The following is a 22,055-nucleotide window of genomic DNA, read 5'->3' as shown; positions in this document are numbered from 1 at the left end:
TCTAACGCTGGAGCGGAAAAGGTCAGGCAGGAAGCACCCCTAGCCCAAGCAAAGGCAGAGATGGGTACTCTGGAGTTTTGGGCCAACGGCGAGGACTTCATTCGGGAGGGGTTTGTCTCCAAAGACGGCTGGGAACTGAGCTTTGAGCACGTGTACGTGACGCTGGCGGACATAACCGCCTACCAAACCGATCCGCCCTTTGATCCGGAAGGAAATGCAGATTTGCTGGCACGGGCATTGGTCAGCCTCTCCGGCCCCATCACGGTTGATTTGATCACGGCTCCCCCGGCGGAGCGGGCCTTACTGGGATCCCTAGAGGCACCCCCTGGCCACTACAACGCCCTGGGGTGGCGTCTGGTGCCAGCACTGGAGGGGCCGGCAAAGGGCTATTCCCTCTGGATCGAAGGCCAAGCCCGACCGACAAAGGAAGGGGCTGGGGAGATGCCGTTTGTGCTCAAGTTCAGCCCTGAGGTGGCCTTCACCTGCGGAGAGTATGTGGGGGAGGAGCGCAAAGGCTTTGTGCGCGTCGGCCAGGTGGCAGATCTGGAGGTCACCTTCCATTTCGACCACCTGTTTGGAGATGGAAGCTTGCCCCCCAACGACAGCCTCAATCAAGCAGCTCTGGGGTTTGCCCCTTTGGTGAAGTTGGATCCTGTCTCCCTGGAGCAGCGGCTGACCGCGTCAGCGGCGCGGAGCACTGGGGGGGGATCCGACCTTCTGGAAGTGGACTGGGGGGATCTGCAGGAGGGATCCCCTGCGGCTAAGGCCGTATTGGAGATCCTGCACCACTTGGGCCATGTGGGGGAAGGCCACTGCCGCGCTGCCTCTGGCCCTGCCCAGACAGAGTCTTCGCCCTGAAGTCTTGGCTTTTCTAAGACCGGTTGCCTGCAGAGCGTAGAGATTGTCGTCTGTCCTCAGCTAACCAATGAACCGAGTCTGGCCAAAACTTTGGATCCCTTCCTGCCGACTGAGCCTGATTGCGGCGTCGCGTCAGCGATGCGGAGCACGGTTGAGCTTGCTGGCTTTCGGCCTGCTCCTGTCTGCTCCCGCTTGGGGCCACGGGGTGGAGGCCTCTCTTCGGGCAGTTCCCGCTTTTGAGATCCAGGCCCGCTACGATTCTGGGGAACCGATGGGATCCGCCCGGGTGACGGTATTTGCGCCGACGGATCCCACTACCCCTTGGCAGGAGGGACAGACGGATGTGCGGGGACGATTTCTGCTGCAGCCGGATCCCAACCTGACGGGCCTCTGGCAGGTGCGGATTCGCCAGGCGGGGCATGGGGTGTTGGTCAACGTGCCGGTGGGCGAGGAGTTCCCTCAGACAGAAGGGATCCCCAGCGCTTCCCCACCCTTTGGGCCTTTGCAGCGGGGGGTTATGGCCGCCTGTGTCATTTGGGGCTGTCTGGGCACAGCTCTGTTCTTCTCCAGGCCCCGTCAATCTGGTTACGCAGCGGTGGAGAGCCCACCGGTTTCGGGATCTCCAGGGTCAGGAATCTCAGGCTCCCAGGCTGGCTCCTCTGCTCTGGAGTAGGACTGACCATGCACATCAGCGATGGCATTTTGCCAGCACCGCTTTGGCTAGGGGGTTATGGCATCACCGCCCTGATCACCAGCTACAGCTTGCGGCTTCTCCGTCGCGCCGGCGTTGCCGAGCAATGTCCTTGGTGGGAACGGGATCCCCGCCATATTGCTACGCAACGCTGTCGCGACCAGTTGCCCAAAGCGGCTTTGCTCACGGCTGTCTTTTTTGTGGCCTCTTCGATTCACCTGCCCTTTCCCCCGGCCAGCCTGCATCTGGTGCTGAACGGGTTGATGGGTCTGATGTTGGGGGCTTTGGCCTATCCGGCGATTGTAGTGGGCTTGTTTTTTCAGGCGGTGGCCTTTGGCCATGGGGGCCTGACCACATTGGGCATCAACGCCGCCATTATGGGGATCCCGGCGCTCCTGGCCGGTGGGATTTTTCGGGCAGGCCGTCGGGTGATGGGGGCCGGAGTGTCTGCCTTCTTGGCGGGAGCGGTTGGGGTGGGTCTAGCAGTGCTGTTGTTTTACGGGGTGGTCATGGCTGCTGTGGTTGACGCTGGCAGCGGGATCCTCTCCACAGAAGCCGGTCGTCTGGCTCTTGGGAGCTTGGTGGTGGCCCACATCCCCCTGATGGTGGTGGAGGGGTTGTTCGCCAGTTGGGTGGTGCTGTTTTTGCAGCGGGTACAACCGGCGCTGCTGGGAGAGTATGGCAAGAGATGAAGCCGGCTCAGGGATCCCTTGCTGCTGGCGCGGTCAACAATCCCATCCTCACCCCTCCAAACCCCTTTCCTGGGTGCACCGGTGGCAACCTCTGCCCAAGGTGCTGGGCCTGATGGCGCTGATGGCGGCTTTCGCCTCGGTGAGGTGCCTGGCCCTCTTGCCGCTCATCTGGGCGCTGGTGGCTGGACTGTGGAGCCTGTCGGGATTGCCTTGGAGCCTCGGGCTGAGGCGGCTGGCAGCCCCAGGGCTGTTGGTGGCAGGGTTGATGGGGATCCTACCCTTCTGGGCGGGGGAAACCATCCTGTGGCGCTGGGGATCCCTGGCTCTGCGTTGGGAGGGGCTGCAGATGGCGCTTCGCATTGGGGGGAGAGGGCTGGCCCTATTTGCCCTCACGATGCTGCTGCTGGAGACCACCCCCACATCGGAACTGTTGGCAGCTTTGCGGGCCCTGGGGATCCCAGACCTCCTGCTGGAACTGGCCTGGCTCACCCAGCGCTATTTGCAGGAGGTGGCCGCTCAGTGGCAGCAGATGCAACGGGCAGCCCGGCTGAGGGGTTGGCGACCGCGGGGATCCCTGTGGCGTCCTGGGCCGTCTCTAAGACAAGATCTGCCCTTTCTGGCCGCTTCGGTGGGCACCCTGTTGGTTCGCAGCTACGAGCGCTCGCAGAGGGTTTATCAGGCTTTGCGCCTGCGGGGCTATGGACAAGCGCCTCTGTTTCCGACGGCGGCTGGCAGGGATCCCTACAGTTGGGCGGCCACCGCGTTGGCCGTGGCTACGGCTCTATTGCTCCGCAACGCTGATGCGGCCCTCAACTAGAATAGATAAGCCTCTGGCAAGCTGCCCCCTTTTTGATGCTCAGTCCATGAATGGGTTAGAAGCGACCGTCTCCAGTTTCCCATCCGTTAAGGACTCCGTCCCGCTTACGCGAACAGCGGTGCAGCGTACAAAGGCGTCGGTTGCCGTTTTACACCTGGGCTGCGAGAAAAACCGGGTGGACACCGAGCACATGCTGGGCCTGCTGGCCCAAGCGGGCTACCGGGTGGATGGGGACGAAGAGAGCGCTAACTATGTGATTGTCAACACCTGTAGCTTCATCGAGGCAGCGCGACGGGAGTCGGTCAGTACCCTGATGGAGCTGGCGGTACAAGGCAAAAAGATCATCATTGCCGGCTGCTTGGCGCAACACTTCCAGGAGGAGCTGCTGCAGGAGATCCCGGAGGCGGTGGCTATCGTGGGTACGGGCGACTATCACCAGATCGTCCAAATCATCGAGCGGGTGGAGCGGGGAGAGCGGGTCAATGCCGTTACTTCTAGCCTGGATTACATTGCCGATGAGACTGTCCCCCGCTACCGCACCACCCACGCGCCGGTGGCCTACCTGCGGGTAGCTGAGGGCTGTAACTACCGCTGCTCTTTCTGCATCATCCCCCACTTGCGGGGCGACCAACGCTCTCGCTCCATCGAGTCCATCCTCCGGGAAGCAGAACAGCTGGCCGAGGAAGGAGTGCGGGAGCTGATTTTGATTTCCCAGATCACCACCCACTACGGGATCGACCTCTACGGGGAGCCGCGCTTGGCTGAGCTTATCCGCGCCCTGGGCCAGATCCCCATTCCCTGGATCCGCATGCTCTACGCCTACCCCACGGGCATTACCCCCGCCGTGGTGGAGGCCATTCAAGAGACTGCCAATTTCCTGCCTTACCTGGATCTGCCTTTACAGCACAGCCATCCTGAGATCCTCAAGGCCATGAATCGCCCCTGGCAAGGGCAGGTCAACGACCGGGTGATCGAGCGGCTGCGCCAGGCGTTGCCCAATGCCGTGCTGCGCACCAGCTTTATCGTCGGCTTTCCTGGGGAGACGGAGGAGCACTTCCAGCATCTACTAGACTTTGTCCAGCGCCATCAGTTTGACCATGTGGGGGTGTTTACCTTTTCTCCCGAAGAGGGCACCCCTGCCTACCACCTCCCCCATCAGGTTCCAGAGGCTGTCAAACAAGAGCGCCGCGCCCGTCTAATGCAACTGCAGCAAGGCATTGCCTTCCGCCGCAACCGCGAGCAGGTGGGCCGAGTGGTACCTGTACTTTTGGAGCAGGAAAACCCCAGAACCGGCGAGTGGATTGGCCGCTCCCCTCGCTTTGCCCCCGAAGTGGACGGGGTGGTGTACGTGCGTGGGGAGGGCTCTCTGGGATCCCTGGTGCCGGTGCAGATCACCCACGCCGAGCCCTATGATCTCTTCGGTCGGGTGGTGGCAGCGCCGGAGGGTTTTAGCTGGAGCGGGCGGTAGCGGTGCAAAGCACTTTGGTAGGATCTTCATCCACGGGAGAGGAGCTGGGAATGACTACCCTTGGCGGCAGCGGGACCGAGTCTTTAGATGAGCTGAAACAGGCGGCAGCCCGGGCTGCAGTTCAAAAGGTGCAGTCGGGAATGGTGGTGGGGCTGGGCACGGGATCCACAGCCGCCTTTGCTGTCAGCGCCCTAGCAGAGCGGATGCAAAGCGAGGGTCTGCAGATCCTCGGTGTGCCCACCTCCGAGCGCACGGCTGAACAGGCCCGCTCCCTGGGGATCCCGCTGGCTACCCTAGAAGAGCAGCCGCGCCTGGATCTGGCCATCGATGGGGCCGACGAGATTGAAGTGGGATCCCTGAACCTGATCAAAGGGGCAGGAGGGGCCCTGTTGCGGGAAAAATTGGTGGAGGCCAGCGCTGCCGAGCTGATCATCATCGCCGATGCCTCTAAAAAAGTCCCGCAGTTGGGCATTCGCTTCCCGGTGCCGGTAGAGGTGGTGCGCTTTGGCTGGAAAACCACCTTGGCGCGGGTAGAGGCTCTGGGGTGCACAGCCACCTTACGGCGGAATGCCAACGGGGATCCCTACTTGACGGACGAGCAGCACTACATCCTCGACTGCCAATTCGGCCCCATGGCGGATCCTGCCAAGATCGCCGATCAACTCAAAGGGACGGTGGGGGTTGTGGAACATGGCCTGTTCATCGGTATGGCCAAAGAGGCCATCATCGCGCTCCCATCTGGGATCGAAACGCTGCAGCCAGGCTGTGAGGAGAGAGGAGTGAGGAGAGAGAAGTGAGGAGTGAGGATACTTCATACTTCCTTCTCACCACTCGCTGCTCTTTTCTCGTTTCTCTTTTCTCACTTCTCACTGTGGGCTCTAGACCAACCTTCTGCCCCATGCTGACTCTACAAACTGTGGCTGACCTGCTGCAAACTCCCCTGCAGGGGGATCCCCATTTGTTGGGTCTTCCCGTCCAAGCCATTTGCACCGACAGCCGCCAATTGCAGCCGGGGTCAGTCTTTGTGGCGCTGCGGGGGGAACGGTTTGATGGACACAACTTTATTCCACAAGCTTTGGCAAGGGGGGCCGTTGCCGTCATCAGCCAGCGTCCGGTGGCTGGGCCCCATTTTCAAGTCTCAGATACCCTAGCTGCCTACCAGCGCATTGCCAGAGGCTGGCGGGAGCAGTTTCCCCCCTCCGTAGTAGCCATCACGGGCTCAGCAGGCAAAACCACCACCAAGGAAATGTTGGCGGCTGCCCTATCCCGCTACGGCACAGTTCTCAAAACTGAAGCCAACCACAACAACGACATCGGGGTTGCTCAAACACTGCTCCAGATGCAACCGGAGCATCAGTTTGTGGTTCTGGAAATGGCCATGCGCGGCCCCGGAGAAATTCGCCGCCTGGCTCAGATGGCTCAACCCACCCACGCTCTGATCACCCATATCGGCACCGCCCACATCGGCAGACTGGGATCCCGCGCGGCCATTGCCGCCGCCAAGTGCGAGTTGTTGCAAGCGCTGGGGCAGGGAGTGGCTCTGCTGAATGGAGAAGATCCCTTGCTGTTGTCTACCGCCGCCAGCCTGTGGTCGGGACAAACCCTTACCTATGGTCTGGATCGGGGGGACTTACGGGGAGAATGGGATCCCCAAGCCCAAACGGTAACTGTGGAGGGCCTAACGCTGCCGGTGCCCTTGCCGGGAAGACACCATGCCCTCAACTGGATGGGAGTGCTGGCTGCTCTGTGCAGCTTGGGGCTGGATTGGGAGCGGCTCCGAGAACCCATCGCCTTGCCCACCCATCTGGAGGGGCGCAACCGCCATCTCAAGCTGGCAGGAGATGTGGAAATCTGGGACGAAACCTACAACGCCTCGCCGGAAGCGATGATCGCGGCTCTACACCTGCTGGCCCAAACCCCGGGAAAACGGCGCTGGGCCATTCTCGGCCCGATGCGGGAGTTGGGAGAGCATGCGCCTCAGCTCTATGCAGAGGTGGGTCGGGCGGCTGCCCCTCTGGGGCTGGATCGGATCTTGCTCTTGGATCCCGAAGGAGAAATGCAACCGCTGCTCGACCAAAAACCGGCAGCCCAGACAGAACGCTGCGAGGAGGTATCCGAACTGCTGGAAATCTTGCTCCATCACGTGCAAGCCGGGGATCGGCTGCTGTTCAAGGCAGCGCGGGCTGTTGAACTGGAGCGGGTGCTGCACCGCTTTTTGCAGGAGTGGCAGGCATAGGCTAGACTGAGGGATATATCGATGGAAAGCCCGCGTCCCTCAGTTGAGAGGGGCTCAGCCCAAGCCGAGTTCATTCCTCGTCGATAACTGCCCTTTTTCCGTACGGCATGTACTACCACAATCCCTCTCTGCGCGAAGAGCCCCGCGATCAACCGCCAACGGTGGTGCCCTCCCCCAGCAGCCTTTCCATTCTCGATTGGTTGCGCCAGGAAGGCCGGTTGATTGAGCAGCCCATTGAGGTCCCTGAGATGATTTTGGAAGAAGACATCGACGATATCGACGATTTGATCGGGGACGACTACGACGAAGACTTCGAGCCGGAAGAAGAGTAAGCACAACTGCCAGGATTATTACGAGCTCGTTAACTCATTTATCCCTTTGCTCGGCACCGTGAGGGTGTTATTTTTTGTGCTGCCGCTGGATAGACAGCTCGAGCAAACAAAACAGTACAGTCGTTTCAGGTTAGAGTGAGACGCCTGAGCTACCAAGAAAAGTCTTCCAGCCCCGCGCATTCAACGCTTCAGGTGTGGGTGCAGCGTTTTAGTTTGAATCAGAATGACTATAGATGCAGACAAACGTAACTGATCCCTCAGCCTCAAGGGATCCTTTTTCAGCCTGTTTTGGATTGCTCACCACCACCCTGCGATGATTGTTGCAAATCTAACCTTAGTGGAAGATACCCCCGCAGCCTTTGTAAGAAAGCATCTTGGGGCAGTAGAAACATCTTTTTCGGGGACTTTTTTCGATTTCTCACTTACCATGCAGTGCCCGGCAAAGTTCTCTCTACCTCTTTGGAAGCTGGGGAAGTGGTTACGGTCGAAGGATCTCCTGTGGAGATCTCTTTGGCTGATGGTGTCAAGGTCAACGATGCTAATGTGTGACAGCCGACATTGAAGCTTCCAACGGCGTGATCCACGTCATCGACAAGGTGATCCTGCCCCCGCAAAGCTAACCTGTCGGTACTGAGGTTCTAAATCCTGCGGGGTCTAGTCCTCTGGCAGCCCCTGCCCCTAGTGGTGGGGGCTTTGCGTTGTCAGCCCGGCGATACTCAAGGGATCCCTGACCTTGGTCTGCTCTATAGGCTCTATAGGTCGATGCCAACGCTGGAAGCGTAGATCGCCTCCACCGACACGCCGGACACCCGTTGAGGACGCACGATCATGTACTCATTGTCCATTTGCTTGGGCAAGGTGATGAACTCTTCGCCGCCCACCATGAGGTTGTTGATCAGCTCGGTGTATTCTCTGGCTTCTTTGACCCGTACCTGCATGGTTTGTCCACCTTCCAGCATGATGTGGACAAGATATCCGTCAGGTTTTCTGGCCATGGATGCTCCTGCTGGGTGAACCGAAGGACGAGACGAGGGGTGTTCTTATGAACATTATTCCCCCTTTCGAGACCCCTAACCAACCCCTGACTCTTCCGTGAAATCTGGAATTGAGCTGCGCCAAACCGAATTCCAAGCCGTAGCATAGTGAAAGTGAAATGTGCCCATTTTAATCTTCCTCGCGCTCCATGCCCCATTTGCCTGATGTTTCTGCCGCCCACCGTGAGCTGGAGTGGAACGGAGTTCCTTCCACGCCGACAAACGACGCCCAACCCCTAAGCCGCCCTACTGTGAAGGATCCCATCACCGCCCGTTCCGACATCATCGCCGTCGGGGGAGCAGAGGACAAGGAAAATGAGCGCCACATCCTTTGGGAATTCTTCCGCCGAGCGGGGGGAAAGTCTGCCCACATCACCATCGTGCCCGCGGCTTCTGGGATCCCGGCGGTGCTGGGGAAGATCTACGCCAACATTTTTCAGCAGATGGGGGCGGCCAGCCTCCAAGTTCTAGATATCCGCAGCCCGATGGAGGCGAGGGATCCCGATAACGTTGAGAAAATCCGCTTCTCCACCGGCATCTACTTTACGGGTGGGGATCAGGAGCGGCTGGCAGAGGTGCTGGCCCACAGCGAGCTGATGGAGGCCATTCGACAGCAGTGGCAGCGGGGGCAGACGGTGATTGCCGGAACCAGCGCCGGAGCTTCTGCGTTGGGGCAGCAGATGATCTCCCGCGGCTACAGCGGAGAACCGCCCACGCCGGCAATTGTAACGGTGAAGACGGGCTTGGGCCTTTTGCCTCGCGTCATCATCGATCAACATTTCCATCAGCGCAATCGCCTGGTGCGGCTGGTTACGGCGGTGGCCCACTACCCCCAATGTCTGGGCATCGGCATTGACGAGAATACGGCGGTGGTGATCCAGGCCGACGATGTGATGGAGGTGATCGGCTTGGGCACAGTGACAATTGTGGACGGGACACAACTGTACTCGACTGTTCAGGAGGCGGCAGCGGATGAGTATTTTCGGCTGCACAATGCCCGCATTCACTTTTTGCCGCCGGGATCCCGATTCGATCTCAACACCTTGTCTCCACTCTGACTGCTGAAATGTGACTGCTGAAAACTTTGTCCTGCCAAGGCGGCTGGACTGGCGCAACCTCAACACCCTCTGGGGATCCCTATTGGCCGAAACCTTGAGTCGGCTGGGTTGCCGTTTGGCGGTGGTGTGTCCGGGATCCCGCTCAGCCCCCCTGACCTACGCCCTGGCCCAGCACCCCGACATCGAGGCGATCCCGGTGCTGGATGAGCGGTCGGCAGCCTTTTTTGCGCTGGGGTTGGCCCAGCAAACCCGGCAGCCCATCCCCCTGGTGTGTACTTCTGGCAGTGCTGCCGCCCACTTTTTCCCGGCTCTCCTTGAGGCAGCCGAAAGTGGCTGGCCGCTTTTGGTTTTGACGGCGGATCGGCCCCCGGAGCTGCGCCACTGTCGCGCCGGCCAAGCAATTGACCAAGTGAAGCTCTACGGCCATTACCCCAACTGGCAGGCGGAATTGGCCGTGCCCAGCGCGGCTCCAGAAGCCCTGGCCTACCTGCGCCAAACCCTAGTGCACGCCTGGGAGCGCACCCTTTACCCCTTCCCCGGCCCTGTGCATTTGAATGTGCCCTTCCGGGATCCCCTGGCTCCCATTGCTGACGGCAGCACTGCGCCTTTGATTCATTTGCAGGAAGATCCGGAGTTTGAGAAGACCTTTTTTCGTGGAGTTGTTCCGCCATGCACCGGCTCTTCCTTCCAGGCGGTGCGGAGCCCTCTGCAGACGGAGACAGCTTCTTTTTGGCAGGAGTGGCGCGGCTGTGAGCGGGGGGTGATCTTGGCGGGGCCGGCTCAACCGCTGGATCCCCAGCGCTATGTGGAGGCAGTGGCCCGTTTGGCGACGGCTTTGGGCTGGCCGGTGCTGGCGGAGGGGCTCTCTCCCCTGCGCAACTACGCTTCCCTCAACCCCTATCTCATCACCACCTACGACCTCATCCTGCAGCGGGATGATCCCCAGCTTTGGCCGCAGCAAGTCATCCAACTGGGATCCCTGCCCACCAGCAAAGCGCTGCGGCAAACCCTGGCCAAGGTTGCTCCCCGCGTTTGGCGGTTGGATCCCCGCCCTGAGAATGGGGATCCCCTGCACAACCCCACCACCCATTTGCCTTTTGCCGTGGAAGAGTGGGTCTCCGGGATCCCAGAAGCACCGGCCAAGCAAACAACTTTTCTGCAGGGCTGGCTGACAGCCGAAGCGCAAATCCGGACCGCCTTAGACCAGGCTATGGCTGACCTGCCGGAGTGGTTTGAGGGTAGGATAGCCTGGTGGCTGGCCCACCACTTGCCCCCAGAGACTCCGCTGTTTATTGCCAACAGCACGCCGGTGCGGGATGTGGAGTGGTTTTGGCCCCCCAACGACCGCCGCATCCGTCCCTACTTCAATCGCGGCACCAACGGCATCGATGGCATTCTCTCTACCGCCCTTGGGGTGGCCCACGGCTCTCACAAACGCCCAACGGTGCTGCTGACCGGGGATCTGGCCTTTTTGCACGACTGCGGCGGCCTGCGGCTTGGCCCTCACCTGCAGGGATCCCTGACCATTCTCCTCATCAACAACCAGGGGGGTGGGATTTTTGAGCTGCTGCCCATCGCTGAGGTGGGCCCACCCTTCGAGCCCTATTTCGCCACGCCCCAGGCGGTGGATTTTGCCCTGCTCTGTCAGGCCCACCACATTCCCCATCGCCGAGTGGAAAGCTGGCAGGAGCTGGCCGAAGCTCTGGATCCCTTACCTGCCCAAGGGGTGCGGGTGTTGGAGATCCTTACGGATCGAAAAGCCGATGCTCAGCGGCGGCGGGACTGGTTTCAACAGTGGTCGGAGCTGCCATCCAAGCCTTGACCTGCTTCCAGATCTGCTCCGGCAAATCCTCAGCTTCGCAGTCCAGCCACAGGGCCACGCATCGACCCCTTCCCGACAGGGTGCCGTAGGCATGGCCCTTTTGGATCCCCAGCATGGCTCGAAACCAAGTCATCTGCCGTTTGGCAAATTGGCGGGTGCGCCGCACAATCAGGGGTTGCAGTTCGGCTTCCGGGATCCGCCCCTCCAGATAAGCGCCGATTTCCGCGTAGCCCAAAGTATTCAAAAGGGGCAGGTGGGGCCCATAGCGCTCCCGCAGGGTTTTCACCTCCTCGATCCACCCCCGCTCCATCATCTCCGCCGTGCGCCGGGCAATGCGTTGTTCCAAACGGGGCATTGGGCAGCGCAGCCCCAGGATCAAGATGGGGTAATGGGGGGGATGAGCCCGCCTTAGGCTGGAAGCCGGCTTCCCAGTGGCGTAAACGATCTCCAAAGCACGCAGCGTGCGCACTGCGTCATGGGGATGAATGTGCTGGGCGGCAACGGGATCCAACTGCTGCAGCCAGGCGTAGCGGATCTCAGGGGGCCAAGTTTCCAGTTGTGTTCTCAGTTGGGGCTGCGGAGGTACCGCAGGGATCCCTAGGCCAGCAGTCACCGATTGGATGTAGAGACCGGTGCCCCCCACCAAGATGGGAGTCTGTCCCTGCCGATGGGCCTCGGCGATGCGGGCTTGGGCCGCCTGTTGGAACTCGGCCACCGTGTAGGTGTGGCAGGGATCAACAATGTCGATCAACTCGTGGGGCCAAAGGGCCTGCTCGGCGGGGGTAGGCTTGGCTGTGCCGATGTCGAACTCGCGGTAGACCTGGCGAGAGTCCGCATTCAACAACGGGGATCCCAGCCGTTGGGCCAAAAGCAGTGCCTGTCGAGATTTCCCGGTGGCCGTGGGGCCGGCAATGACGATCAATCCCGGCCATTCTGTCCGGTCAGAAGCTGCTGCAGCGGGAATGCCGTTCTCGAGAGTTGCACTCATTTCGTTCGCGTCAGCGGCGCGGAGTACCTTAGTTTCGAGACATTCAGGATCTGCAAGAAAATTCACACAAGGCAACAGGTTAAAATTTTCAAGAGGCTTTGGCTCTTTGGCTACAATAGAGCTTCCATCGCGTCAGCGGTGCAGAGCACTCTAGCTTCACCTTTTTTCTGGCTTTTCGGGGTTCTCGGTGATCTCATCTTACGTCCCTGCTTCTACTGGGTTGGGCGGCAGTTGCCCACAGCTCAGGCTACCTCTACAGATACAGATGCTCACCCCTCTGCTGCTTGCTTCGGCAAGACGTGGTCTTAGCTGTCTTGGCCGGGCGGTTGGGGCAGGGATCCTGACAGTTTTGTTGGCGTGGGAACCTTGCCCGGCGCGGGGGGAGACCTTGGTGCTCAAGCAGGGAGAAGTGCGCACTCTGCCCCTGTTGCAAACCCGGGCCCGGCTGCCCTTGCAAATGGAAATGCTCTATCTGGGCATGGTCGAGGAGCGCTTCTTGAGCTACGCCCGGGCCAACAACTGGGAGACCCTTTCTAGCGAGCGGGAGGATCCCCGCTGGAGCCGCTGGCAACTGCGTCCTGGGGGTGAAGCCCTTTACCTGCCCGATTCCCCTTCATCTCAGAACTCCTCGGAGCCGCCCATCTATGCCCGTGGGTTTTATGTGCAAGCCTATTTTGTCGGCGGGCGCCTGGCGGGAATGCACCTGATTCGCAACCCTGAAGAGCCGGGCTTCAACTTGAAGGCCCTGCAAAGGCTTATCCGCGCCTGGTTTCCCGATAATCGCCTGATGTTGTATTACCAAGTGTTGCCAGAGGATCCCGAGCAGCAGGTGCTGGGCGCCTATTTGGGCACCATTCCTCCTCCCTACCTTGCCGATATTCAGCGCAATCGCGTGCCTTTTTGTCAGACTTTTTTCAGCCCCACTTTGCCCCAGCCGATCATCCCCCCCTCCGTCGATGTGCCTCCCCATTGCCTGGGCACAACTGCCGTCAACAGCGGGACGGGGCCTTACGCTGCCCAGAAAGGGGCTGCTGCTTTGCGCTAAAGGCACGTGAGGAGTTGGCTCAGCGCAGCGCTGGGGTCAAGCCGGATTTCAGTAAGGGAGCAGTTTCCTTCAAAATGAACTGTCACCTTAAACTGTCACCAGCTCGGGACGGCGGCTGTTGCGAATGCTGCGAATGGCTTCTGCATAGTCTTTGGCCTTGAACACTGCCGAACCGGCCACAATGGCATTGGCTCCTGCCTCGATCACCTGCCAAGCGTTGCTTCCCTTCAAGCCACCATCCACCTCGATCCAGGGATCCAGGCCGCGCTCATCACACATGGCCCGTAACTGGCGAATTTTGGGCACCACTGCTGGAATAAAGCTCTGGCCGCCAAATCCGGGGTTGACACTCATGATCAGCACCAGATCCACCAGCTCCAGCACGTATTGGATCAGCTCCAAAGGGCTGGCCGGATTGAGCACCACGCCCGCTTGCTTGCCCAGATCCTTGATTTGGCTGAGGGTGCGGTGCAGGTGAATGGTGGAGCTGGACTCTGCGTGCACGGAAATAATGTCGGCCCCTGCCTTGGCAAAATCCGCCACATAGTTCTCCGGCTCTACAATCATCAGGTGGACGTCCAGGGGCTTGGCCGTCACCGGGCGCAGGGCTTCCACCACCAACGGGCCGATGGTGATGTTGGGCACAAAGCGGCCATCCATGACATCCACATGGATCCAGTCGGCTCCTGCCTCATCCACCGCCCGCACTTCCTCTCCCAAGCGGCTGAAATCCGCCGAAAGAATTGAAGGGGCGATCACAATCGGCTTCTGCCCAGAGGTTGCTGACGGCTGCACCATGGTGAGTCCTGGGGATTGAAAACAGAGAAACGGAGAAACCTGCTCCTCTATGGTACGGGGTTTGATCCCCTTTGCAAAGCGTCATATCCCCTCTCAGCTTGGCACTCAAGGCTCCAGGGGGGACGTGGACTCTCGCGACAGGATCCCGTTCGCGTTGGCGGAACGGAGTCCTTTCAAGCTCGCATCGCCGGGCCACAGACCCTGCAGGACTTGGGCAACACGGTGCCAGGGATCCAGCCGTTCCGCTCGCGGAAGCAGGACGGAGTCCTGGCTGCTTTGAGGCTCTGGAGAAGACTGCTCAGAGGGGGCGGGATCCCTTTCCTCCAGCCTCAGGGAAAGCTGCTGCAACTGCATGTAGATGCTGTTCACGGCCAACATGGCCAAGACCGTGCCGAAAAACTTGGTGCGGGATCCCATGGGCCAACCCCTGTGCGAAAACAAAGATACGGTTGTTGCGGGTGCGCTAGCTCCACCTTAGCTTACGGGTTTGGCTTGCCGTTCGGAGAAAATATTGATGTTCGCGTCGGCCTTGCAAAGCCCCACGGTCAAGATTTCCCAACAAGACAATGACTGCCCCCCAAAAGCCAACCTATCATCACCTGCACACCGCCCTTTGGGTGAGCGATCTGGCCAGAGCCGAACATTTTTACGGAACGGTGCTTGGGATCCCCAAGGTGGAACGGTTGCCGTTTGACTTTCCCGGCGCTTGGTATCAAGTGGGTTCCTCCCAAATTCATCTCATCGTGGCCGAGGAGCCGATGGATCCACGGCAGCGAAGCGGAACGGGATCCTCAAAGTGGGGGCGTAATCCCCATGTGGCGCTGGGGGTAGATGACTTGGAAGCGGTGAAGGCCCGCCTCTTGCAGGCAGGCTACGAGGTGCAGCCCAGCGCTTCCGGGCGGGCGGCTGTGTTTGTCCGGGATCCGGATGGGAATGTGATAGAGCTAAGCTCGATTAGCGCAACTTAGCCATGAGCCATCTCCCCTCAGCAATGCCGCCGGTTGCAACAGCGTTGCGTAGCGATATGGGTTCTCGTTGCCAGTTCGATCCGGCCATCAGCCTGGTCAGTTCCGCACAGATGCAGCGCATTGAGGAGCAGATCTTCTCTGCCGGCATGCCCGTTGCCGCTCTGATGGAGAAGGTGGGGCTGGCCGTTGTTGCTCAGTTGCAGAAGGATTTTCCGCAAGCCCATCGCATTGGGATCCTCTGTGGGACAGGGCACAACGGTGGCGATGGGTTGGTGGTTGGGCGGGAGCTATGGCTGGCCCAAAAGTCGGTGAAGGTGTGGCTGGGCAAGCCGGATCTCAAACCCCTGACGGCAGACCACGCCCGCTATCTCAAGGCGCTGGGGGCAGAGTTTGTGGAGAGTCTTGAAGAGCTGGCCGATTGCGATTTGTTAATTGATGCCCTGTTTGGGATCGGTCTGAACCGGCCTTTGGGGGAGCCTTGGGCGGGGGCGGTGGGGTGGGCCAATGGCAGTGGGATCCCCATCCTCAGCCTGGATTTGCCGTCTGGCCTCAACGACCAAACCGGGGAAGTCTGGGGCTGCTGCATTCGCGCCAGCCATACCTATACCCTTGGCCTTTGGAAACGGGGGCTGTGGCAGGAAGCAGCTCTGCCTTGGGTAGGACGGTTACGTCGCGTTGATTTTGGGATCCCCGCTTGGGCCTGCCCAGAGGATGAGGTTCCCCGGTTGTTGCTGCGGCCTTGGCAGCACTTTCCTGCGGATCCCCCTTTGGATACCCACAAATACCGCCAGGGATCCCTGTTGTTGGTGGCAGGCTCGGCAGCCTATGCTGGAGCAGCGGTGTTGGCGGGGCTGGGATCCCGCGCCAGCGGGGTGGGCATGGTGACGATGGCGGCGCCGGCGGAGTTGAAAGGACTGATCCACAGCGCCTTGCCAGAGGTTTTGGTTCATGCCTGGGAAGGGATCCCTTCTCTGCCGCCGGTTGCCGAGAAACCCTTTCAGGCGGTGGCCGTGGGGCCGGGCTTGGGAGAAACCCGTTTGCCCCTGCTGGAGATCCTGCTGCGGGATTGGGCCGGGATCCCCTGGGTGATCGATGCGGATGGCCTCAATGCTCTCGCTGAGATGGGGGTAGAGCGCTTACGAGAAAAAGGGATCCAAGCCATTCTCACCCCCCACCTGGGGGAATTTCGGCGGCTTTTTCCGGGGATCCCGCTTGGGGATCGCATCGAGGCAGCCCAAAGGGCGGCAGCCCAGAGTGGAGCAGTGGTGGTTTTGAAAGGGGCGCGGACGGTGATCGCCTCTCCCACTGGGGAATGCTGGGTGAACCCGGAAAGCACACCGGCTTTGGCCCGCGGTGGCAGCGGCGATGTCTTGACTGGCCTGATTGGTGGCCTGGTGGCCCGCCGAACGGCCCAAGTGGGTCGGCCCTTGGAGATTGCTGAGCTGCTCAGTTGCGCCTGTGCCGGGGTGTGGTGGCATGCCCAAGCGGCTATCCAGCTGGCGCGGGAACGCGGTCTAACAGGGGTGGATCCGGCCCACCTGGCGGAGCACCTGCCCAAGGCGCTGCAGAGCCTGCGGGAGCAAGGGTGAAGGAAGGAGCTGCAAAACCCAGCCTAGGGTTTCAGGAACCCCAGGGCCAACCCCAAGAAAATGAACAGGCCAAAGCTAATCCGATAGACGATGAACAGCCAGGTGCTGCTGCGCTGCAAAAACTGAATCAGCCAATCGATAGAGAGATAGGAAAAGACAAAAGCAGAAAGAGTGCCCAACCCCTGCGGCAGCAGGGCCTCTGCCTCGAACTCGGAGATAAACTCCACAACCCCCGCCAAAAATAATGCCGGGATCCCCAGCAAGAAGGAGTAGCGAGCGGCAGCCGAGCGCTGCAAATGGAGAAACAGCCCTGCCGTCAGCGTCGAGCCGGAGCGCGACACCCCAGGGATCAGGGACAAAGCTTGGGCCAGCCCTACCCAGATCCCATCCCAAATGCCTAAGCTGTGAAGGTCTCGCTGGCGTTTGCCCGTTTGCTCTGCCCAGCCCAACAACACAGCCAAGCCGATGGCTGCGACGGCGATCACCCACAACTGGCGGGGCGGGGATCCCCAAATGGCCTTGATGGCCCAGCCGGCAACCACAATTGGCACCGTTCCCACCAAGATCCCGACCGACAGCCGCCAAGGCTCCTGCTGAAAATCTCGTTCTCGCCAAGCCTTCCAAGAGCCGAGGATCAACTGGCGCAGGTCAGAGGCAAAGTAGATCAGCACCGCCCCCAAACTGCCCAACTGGATCACCGCCGTAAAAGAAGCGCCCGCATCCGGCCATCCCACCAAAGCCGGAAACACCCGCAGATGAGCCGTGCTGCTAATGGGAAGAAATTCGGTGATCCCCTGCACCATGCCCAAAATCAGAGCTTGCCACCAATTGGGATACCAGGTGTCAGCAAGCAACAAGGTAAACACTCCCCCACCCAAACTTGCCGGATTTGCACAATCCCCATTCTTAGAAAAACTCAGAACTCCGGCTTTTTCCAGCAGCCCATACCACGGCGAACAAACACTTGCAGAGGGATCCCACCCCAACTGGCCGGGAACTTGGGTGTCGCTGTCCCAGACCCGCAAAAGGGCTGTGCCTATAGGATCGCCGCAAAGATCAACAGTAGGTCAGATCATCGGGTCAATAGATCAGAAGCCAATCCGCTCTGGGTCTTCAATGGTAATCAGCCAGTTGCCCACATTCCGGAAGAGGGGGTTGGGTTCCGTACCCCGTACCCGCGCCTCCACACGGTAGATACCGGCAGATGAAGGGTTGCGCACGTTGGAGAGCACCAGACGGATCTCCTGACCGGCAGCAATGGGTTGACGGGCCACCACCTCTAGAGAGCGAAACTCCTCGTTCCAGTACACTTGATCCAGCTCTACAGGCCGGCCTTCTACCTCCAGGCGGACACTTTCCGGATCGATGCGGCCATCGAAATTCCTGTCCCCGTTGATCTGCACTTCTGCCACCGCCACATTCTGGGGGGGAATGGTCAGGCGATAGCGATCCAAACGACTGCGAACCCCGCCAAAATCGAGCCGATAGCTGAGGACAGGTACCCCTTCACTGCCGGTGATCACCAAACCCGACTGCGCCTCTGCAGAATGGGGCACCATCAGGGATCCCAGGCTCCCCATCAACAGGCCCGCCAAGGCCAGCCTCATTCCTCGCCGAGCAAGGCCAAGTTCCTGCGAACATTTCCCTGCTCTCATCACTGCTCTCAACACCCAAACCTCCGCTGGTTGAAACACCTCAGCACCTTCAAAGCTCACTAGCGCGGCCTGTAGACAGCCTGACCGATGGCAAGCAAGGCCGACGCCTCGCCGTCCATTGTAGAGGATGGGATCCCCTCTACCGAGAGAGCTTAAGGCTTATCGAGGTGCGGAAGTGCGTAGTTCGTCCAGGATCCCAGACAAAAACTTTGGGCCGCCACACCCACGGTGCAGCTCCCACGCAACGCTGATTGCGACCACAAGGTGACCTTCGGTGGATTGGCCCTCGCCCTTCTACTGCTTCTTCACTTGAGGAAACTCAGCACCCCCACCCCAATCACCATCAGCACCCAGAGCAGGGATCCCACCAAAATCACATTCTTGGCCCGGCTCCAGTCACTGGCTGAGCTGTAGAGCACCGGCACCGCCACCACCAAGAGCAAGCTGTAAAGCACCAACACCAACAAAGCAATTTGGAAAACGAGCATCATCTTGCGGATCCCTCACAAAAGTCTTGTCTTGGATAAAAGCTCCCGGCAACACCGGACGGCAGCAGGATAAATAGGATAACGCTCTGACTATACCAAAATAGGATCCCTCTCAAAGCCAAATCCGTTGGGGCAGTTGATGGACTCACCTGGATACAGGCTGGAGGCGGAAGGGGTTAAAGTCGGTTGCCACATCGAAGTAGTCTTCTTGTTCTTGCTGCTTTAGCCAGCCGGTAATGGCATAGGTCAGGGGCGTGAACGCCGCCTCAACGGCACACTTGAACACATAGTTGGAGAGTATTAAGCTGCCCAGGCCGGGGAACACCCCCCAGAAGGCCAAGGTGACAAACAGTCCAGTATCCACCGCTTGGCCCACCAGGGTAGAGCCGATGGTGCGTGTCCACAGCCACCGTCCCCGCGTCCACACCTTCATGCGGGCCAGTACATAGGCGTTGGCAAAGCTGCCTCCCCAATAGGCGATTAAGCTGGCCAGCACAAGGCGGGGCGTCAGGCCCAGAATCTGGTCGTAGGCTTCTTGATAGGGCCAGTCGGGGGCGGCCGGCAGGGATCCCACGATCATGAACGTTACCGACATGAGGGCCGCCGAGATAAATCCCAGCCAGATCACCCGTCGCGAGCGGGCATAGCCATAGACTTCGGTGAGGATGTCGCCGAAAATGTAGCTGAGGGGGAAAAGAATGGTGCCCCCGTCAAAGGTAAAGGGCCCCAGAAGAACGATCTTGGTCGAGGCAATGTTGGAAATCAGCAGCACGGCCACAAAGAGGGCCGTCACTGCATCCAGGTGCCGATAAGCTCGCTCAAAGACCCTCTCAGACATCAGGATCCTCCTAGAAGTTTACGGATCTGTCGCAGCTCCTTGACGATCAAGGCCAAACCCTGGGCATGTCGCTCCACTTCGCCGGCGAGCTTGCTGATCTGGGCCTCCAGATTGCTGCTGCGGGATTCCTGACGCGCCAGGCGTTGGTTGATCCCAGAAAGCCGCGCCACCACCTCCCGCTGGATCAAGTTTTCCGTACCTTGAATCAGCAGCGTCTCGATGGCGGTGAGCCGGTTCAGAATCAGTTGGGTGTTGGTTTCGGATCCCGGCTCCGGTGCAGCGGCAGGGGCAACCTGGAGGACCTTTTGGATAAGAGCCAAAAGGGCATCTGCCTCAAACGGTTTCTCGATGAAATCAAAATCGACAAAGGGCTCAGGAATGCGGGCAGTCACCTGTTCCTTCAGCCCCGACATCATGATGATAGGAGTATTTTTCAGACTGTCTTCGCGGCGGATGGCCTGCAAGGTGTCGTAGCCATCCATCTTGGGCATGACAAAATCCAGCAGGATCAGGTCGGGGTGATGTTTTTTGGCCGCTTCCAGCCCTGTCAACCCGTCTTTGGCCTCCACCACTTGGAACTGATCGGCCAAGATGCTGGCCACCATCTTGCGAATCATGATGCTATCGTCAATGACCAACACCGTCTTGGTTGTCATGCTGAGGCGCTCCCTCTTCCCATTATCAAATCGACCTGATCAGCCCCTTCCTCCAGCTCATAGGGCAATCGGGGACATCCTTTTGAGGACACCACTAGAGTACTCCCCTGCTTGGCCAGATGGGGTGTGCTCAGGGATCCAATTCCGCCAGGTTTTCCCCGCGCCCAGCGGCTGCCGGCCCGGCGTGGCCGCCTTGCTATAATTAAGTGTAAACAAACGTTAAGCCTTCATTCTTCATTCGCACCTTGCAGGGTTATGAGCCTACAACTAAGTCCTGAGCTGTCGCTGCCGATCCCATCTCCAGTCGGGGAAGCTGCCTACCGCGCTTTTCAGTGGGGCAAAAACATCTTCGGCTTTGCCCACAAAGCGCTCTCCACCCAAGCTTCAGATCTGATGCTCTCCGTGCTCAGGGATCTGCAAAGCTTCTCCTCCGGGAGGACCCCGCCGCCGCGGGCCAAGGTGCGGGTGAGCGCTGACACGCTACAGGTGTTGCGGGCCCGTTACGAACAACTCCTGCAAGCGGACTGGCAAGATGCTGAGGCAGGGTACTACCCGCACGCGCTCTTGTTCGACAACCCCTGGCTGGACTTTGCCCGCTATTACCCGCAGGTGTGGTTGGATTTGCCGCAGATTACTCGGCGGGTTCACAGCAAGCGTTACCAAGAGTTTTCTCAAGACATCTCCACCGAGGGCTATCCGAAATACTACCTGCAAAATTTTCATTACCAAACCAACGGCTATCTGAGCGACAGCTCGGCTGAGCTTTATGACCTGCAGGTGGAGCTGCTGTTTGGGGGCACAGCGGACGCGATGCGCCGTCGGGTGATTCGCCTGCTCAAAGATGCGTTGGATCCCACCTTGGTCAGCCCCCACATCCTCGATGTAGCCTGTGGCACGGGGCGGATGCTGCGCTTGCTGCGGGGATCCCTGCCCAAAGCAGCTTTGTATGGCCTGGATCTTTCCCCCGCCTATCTGCGCAAGGCCAACCGACTGTTGCAGGAGCTGCCGGGGGAGCTGCCCCAGCTTATCCGCGCCAACGCCGAGGCCATGCCCTATGCCGATGCCACCTTTGACGCCGTCATCAGCGTTTTTCTCTTTCATGAGCTGCCTGGCCCGGCCAGACAAAATGTCATCAACGAGATGAGTCGGGTGGTGAAGCCAGGGGGCGTGGTGGTCATCTGCGACTCGGTGCAACTGCTGGATTCGCCAGAGCTGAAGGAGACGATGGAAGCCTTTATGCAAACCTTCCACGAACCCTACTACCGCGACTACATCCACGACGATCTGGGGGTGCGCCTGCAACAGGCAGGCTGTGCGGTGCTGCGCCGGGAGACTCACTATGTCAGCACCTACACCCTAGCCCGTAAGGGTTGAGCGCCCTTTCCACAAGCTTGAGAGGAAGAGTAAATCGGCAGTCACTTGTCCAGAGGGTGTATAGTAGTTTTAGACACGAAACCTTGGATGAGAAGACGGGCCACTGGCTGGATAACCTTCAGGTGCAAGTCCGTCCAAGATCTTTTTCTTGTGCTTAGGCTCATGTCTCACCCTCATGGATCCCTCCGCGCCGGCATTACTGCTCTCAAGCAGGAGCGCTACCTGGAGGCGATCAACCTTCTCGAGTCGTTCTGCTACTGCTGTTCCATCCAAGAGAGACAGGAGCACCGCCTGAGCGAGCGCAATGGCTCGAGGGCAGATCCGGAAGAATGCGTTTTGGCTCGTGTAGCTCTGATCATGGCATATCAGGGCAGTGGTGACTTGGAGCGCTCAACTGCCCTTTGCCAAGAGCTGTTGGAGGAGAAGGAAACTCCTGAGTCCGCTTCCTGGGCTCGGGAATGGGCAGCTCAGGCTCTACCTACCCTCAAGCAGGCTTCAGAACATTCCATGCCCCCTGAGGAAGTCATGGCGCGGCTACCCGTTCTCCGGCAGTTGGAAGACTGTCAGCCGCTGTGTAGCTCCCGCGATCCGGCTCCGCATCTGCTCAAATCTGCCTCTCTCTGAGGGAGAGGATCTGCAAGGAGCGGT

At 59.7% G+C, this 22,055-nt stretch carries 24 protein-coding genes and 1 pseudogene; 16 read left to right on the top strand and 9 right to left on the bottom strand.

Going from position 1 to position 22,055, the window contains the following annotated elements; all coding sequences use genetic code 11:
* Positions 1-60 precede the first annotated feature (60 nt).
* The 9 genes and pseudogenes from NW839_RS09970 (at position 61) to NW839_RS09930 (ending at position 7,714) form a co-directional block, all read left to right on the top strand.
* Positions 61-858, top strand: a complete 798-nt coding sequence (locus NW839_RS09970) for a hypothetical protein (protein WP_414349788.1) — start codon at positions 61-63, stop codon at positions 856-858.
* Between the two features lie 151 nt (positions 859-1,009).
* The gene (locus tag NW839_RS09965; protein ID WP_414349789.1) at positions 1,010-1,531 is read left to right on the top strand and encodes a hypothetical protein; all 522 of its coding nucleotides are present in this window, start codon (positions 1,010-1,012) and stop codon (positions 1,529-1,531) included.
* A gap of 8 nt (positions 1,532-1,539) precedes the next feature.
* Positions 1,540-2,241 carry a cobalt transporter CbiM gene (gene cbiM / locus NW839_RS09960; protein WP_414330636.1) on the top strand — a complete coding sequence of 234 codons (702 nt, stop codon included), beginning with the start codon at positions 1,540-1,542 and terminating at the stop codon, positions 2,239-2,241.
* Positions 2,228-3,058, top strand: a complete 831-nt coding sequence (gene cbiQ / locus NW839_RS09955) for a cobalt ECF transporter T component CbiQ (protein WP_414349790.1) — start codon at positions 2,228-2,230, stop codon at positions 3,056-3,058. Before cbiM ends, cbiQ begins: the two co-directional genes overlap by 14 nt.
* 46 nt (positions 3,059-3,104) lie before the next feature.
* Positions 3,105-4,526 (top strand): 30S ribosomal protein S12 methylthiotransferase RimO, encoded by a 1,422-nt coding sequence (gene rimO, locus NW839_RS09950; protein ID WP_414349791.1) that lies wholly within the window; start codon positions 3,105-3,107, stop codon positions 4,524-4,526.
* Between the two features lie 50 nt (positions 4,527-4,576).
* Positions 4,577-5,323, top strand: coding sequence for a ribose 5-phosphate isomerase A (gene rpiA / locus NW839_RS09945; protein ID WP_414349792.1), 747 nt, complete (start codon positions 4,577-4,579; stop codon positions 5,321-5,323).
* A 101-nt stretch (positions 5,324-5,424) separates the two neighbouring features.
* Entirely contained in the window at positions 5,425-6,762 is a 1,338-nt protein-coding gene (locus tag NW839_RS09940) for a UDP-N-acetylmuramoyl-tripeptide--D-alanyl-D-alanine ligase (protein ID WP_414349793.1), read from the top strand.
* Positions 6,763-6,869: 107 nt separating this feature from the next.
* The gene (locus NW839_RS09935) at positions 6,870-7,094 is read left to right on the top strand and encodes a DUF3134 family protein (protein WP_414349794.1); all 225 of its coding nucleotides are present in this window, start codon (positions 6,870-6,872) and stop codon (positions 7,092-7,094) included.
* Positions 7,095-7,382: 288 nt separating this feature from the next.
* Positions 7,383-7,714, top strand: a pseudogene (locus NW839_RS09930) (fasciclin domain-containing protein).
* A 132-nt stretch (positions 7,715-7,846) separates the two neighbouring features.
* Here the strand turns inward: NW839_RS09930 and NW839_RS09925 are convergent.
* Positions 7,847-8,089: a hypothetical protein gene (locus tag NW839_RS09925; RefSeq protein ID WP_011433628.1), complete on the bottom strand. Its 243-nt coding sequence runs from the start codon at positions 8,087-8,089 to the stop codon at positions 7,847-7,849.
* 188 nt (positions 8,090-8,277) lie between these two features.
* On the opposite strand from NW839_RS09925, the gene NW839_RS09920 reads away from it, so the two are divergent.
* Together NW839_RS09920 and menD are read left to right on the top strand one after the other, a co-directional pair.
* Positions 8,278-9,186 (top strand): cyanophycinase, encoded by a 909-nt coding sequence (locus NW839_RS09920; protein ID WP_414349795.1) that lies wholly within the window; start codon positions 8,278-8,280, stop codon positions 9,184-9,186.
* Positions 9,187-9,196: 10 nt separating this feature from the next.
* A complete protein-coding gene (gene menD, locus NW839_RS09915) occupies positions 9,197-11,008 on the top strand; it encodes a 2-succinyl-5-enolpyruvyl-6-hydroxy-3-cyclohexene-1-carboxylic-acid synthase (protein WP_414349796.1) in 1,812 nt (603 codons plus the stop codon).
* Here the strand turns inward: menD and miaA are convergent.
* The gene (gene miaA, locus NW839_RS09910) at positions 10,932-11,996 is read right to left on the bottom strand and encodes a tRNA (adenosine(37)-N6)-dimethylallyltransferase MiaA (RefSeq protein WP_414349797.1); all 1,065 of its coding nucleotides are present in this window, start codon (positions 11,994-11,996) and stop codon (positions 10,932-10,934) included. The genes menD and miaA overlap by 77 nt on opposite strands.
* Positions 11,997-12,261: 265 nt before the next feature.
* Here miaA and NW839_RS09905 point away from each other — a divergent pair, with 265 nt between their 5' ends.
* Positions 12,262-13,041, top strand: coding sequence for a hypothetical protein (locus tag NW839_RS09905; protein ID WP_414380617.1), 780 nt, complete (start codon positions 12,262-12,264; stop codon positions 13,039-13,041).
* An 87-nt stretch (positions 13,042-13,128) separates the two neighbouring features.
* Here the strand turns inward: NW839_RS09905 and rpe are convergent, their stop codons facing one another.
* Positions 13,129-13,839 (bottom strand): ribulose-phosphate 3-epimerase, encoded by a 711-nt coding sequence (rpe, locus tag NW839_RS09900; RefSeq protein WP_414331302.1) that lies wholly within the window; start codon positions 13,837-13,839, stop codon positions 13,129-13,131.
* 105 nt (positions 13,840-13,944) lie between these two features.
* Positions 13,945-14,256, bottom strand: a complete 312-nt coding sequence (locus tag NW839_RS09895) for a hypothetical protein (protein ID WP_414349799.1) — start codon at positions 14,254-14,256, stop codon at positions 13,945-13,947.
* 149 nt (positions 14,257-14,405) lie between these two features.
* On the opposite strand from NW839_RS09895, the gene NW839_RS09890 reads away from it, so the two are divergent.
* Entirely contained in the window at positions 14,406-14,807 is a 402-nt protein-coding gene (locus tag NW839_RS09890; protein ID WP_414349800.1) for a VOC family protein, read from the top strand.
* A gap of 56 nt (positions 14,808-14,863) precedes the next feature.
* Entirely contained in the window at positions 14,864-16,396 is a 1,533-nt protein-coding gene (locus NW839_RS09885; RefSeq protein ID WP_414380615.1) for an NAD(P)H-hydrate dehydratase, read from the top strand.
* A 23-nt stretch (positions 16,397-16,419) separates the two neighbouring features.
* On the opposite strand, the gene NW839_RS09880 is transcribed toward NW839_RS09885, so the two are convergent.
* From NW839_RS09880 to NW839_RS09860, 5 genes are all read right to left on the bottom strand, one after another.
* On the bottom strand, positions 16,420-17,253 hold the full coding sequence (locus NW839_RS09880; RefSeq protein WP_414349802.1) for an undecaprenyl-diphosphate phosphatase: 834 nt from the start codon (positions 17,251-17,253) through the stop codon (positions 16,420-16,422).
* A gap of 231 nt (positions 17,254-17,484) precedes the next feature.
* Complete coding sequence (locus NW839_RS09875; RefSeq protein ID WP_414331896.1) at positions 17,485-18,003, bottom strand: DUF2808 domain-containing protein; 519 nt, start codon at positions 18,001-18,003, stop codon at positions 17,485-17,487.
* 353 nt (positions 18,004-18,356) lie between these two features.
* A complete protein-coding gene (gene psbZ / locus NW839_RS09870; RefSeq protein WP_011433643.1) occupies positions 18,357-18,542 on the bottom strand; it encodes a photosystem II reaction center protein PsbZ in 186 nt (61 codons plus the stop codon).
* Positions 18,543-18,684: 142 nt separating this feature from the next.
* Entirely contained in the window at positions 18,685-19,377 is a 693-nt protein-coding gene (locus tag NW839_RS09865) for a queuosine precursor transporter (RefSeq protein WP_414342434.1), read from the bottom strand.
* On the bottom strand, positions 19,377-20,033 hold the full coding sequence (locus NW839_RS09860; RefSeq protein ID WP_011433646.1) for a response regulator: 657 nt from the start codon (positions 20,031-20,033) through the stop codon (positions 19,377-19,379). Before NW839_RS09860 ends, NW839_RS09865 begins: the two co-directional genes overlap by 1 nt.
* A 255-nt stretch (positions 20,034-20,288) precedes the next feature.
* Here NW839_RS09860 and NW839_RS09855 point away from each other — a divergent pair, with 255 nt between their 5' ends.
* On the top strand, positions 20,289-21,407 hold the full coding sequence (locus NW839_RS09855) for a class I SAM-dependent methyltransferase (RefSeq protein WP_414349803.1): 1,119 nt from the start codon (positions 20,289-20,291) through the stop codon (positions 21,405-21,407).
* 162 nt (positions 21,408-21,569) lie between these two features.
* Positions 21,570-22,031: a hypothetical protein gene (locus tag NW839_RS09850; protein WP_414349804.1), complete on the top strand. Its 462-nt coding sequence runs from the start codon at positions 21,570-21,572 to the stop codon at positions 22,029-22,031.
* Positions 22,032-22,055 lie beyond the last annotated feature (24 nt).

It is taken from the genome of Synechococcus sp. R5-15, from assembly GCF_047462035.1.
In the GTDB taxonomy this organism is placed as follows: domain Bacteria; phylum Cyanobacteriota; class Cyanobacteriia; order Thermostichales; family Thermostichaceae; genus Thermostichus.
Note: the sequence above shows the minus strand (reverse complement) of the source record. Positions and strands in the feature narration are given on the sequence as shown.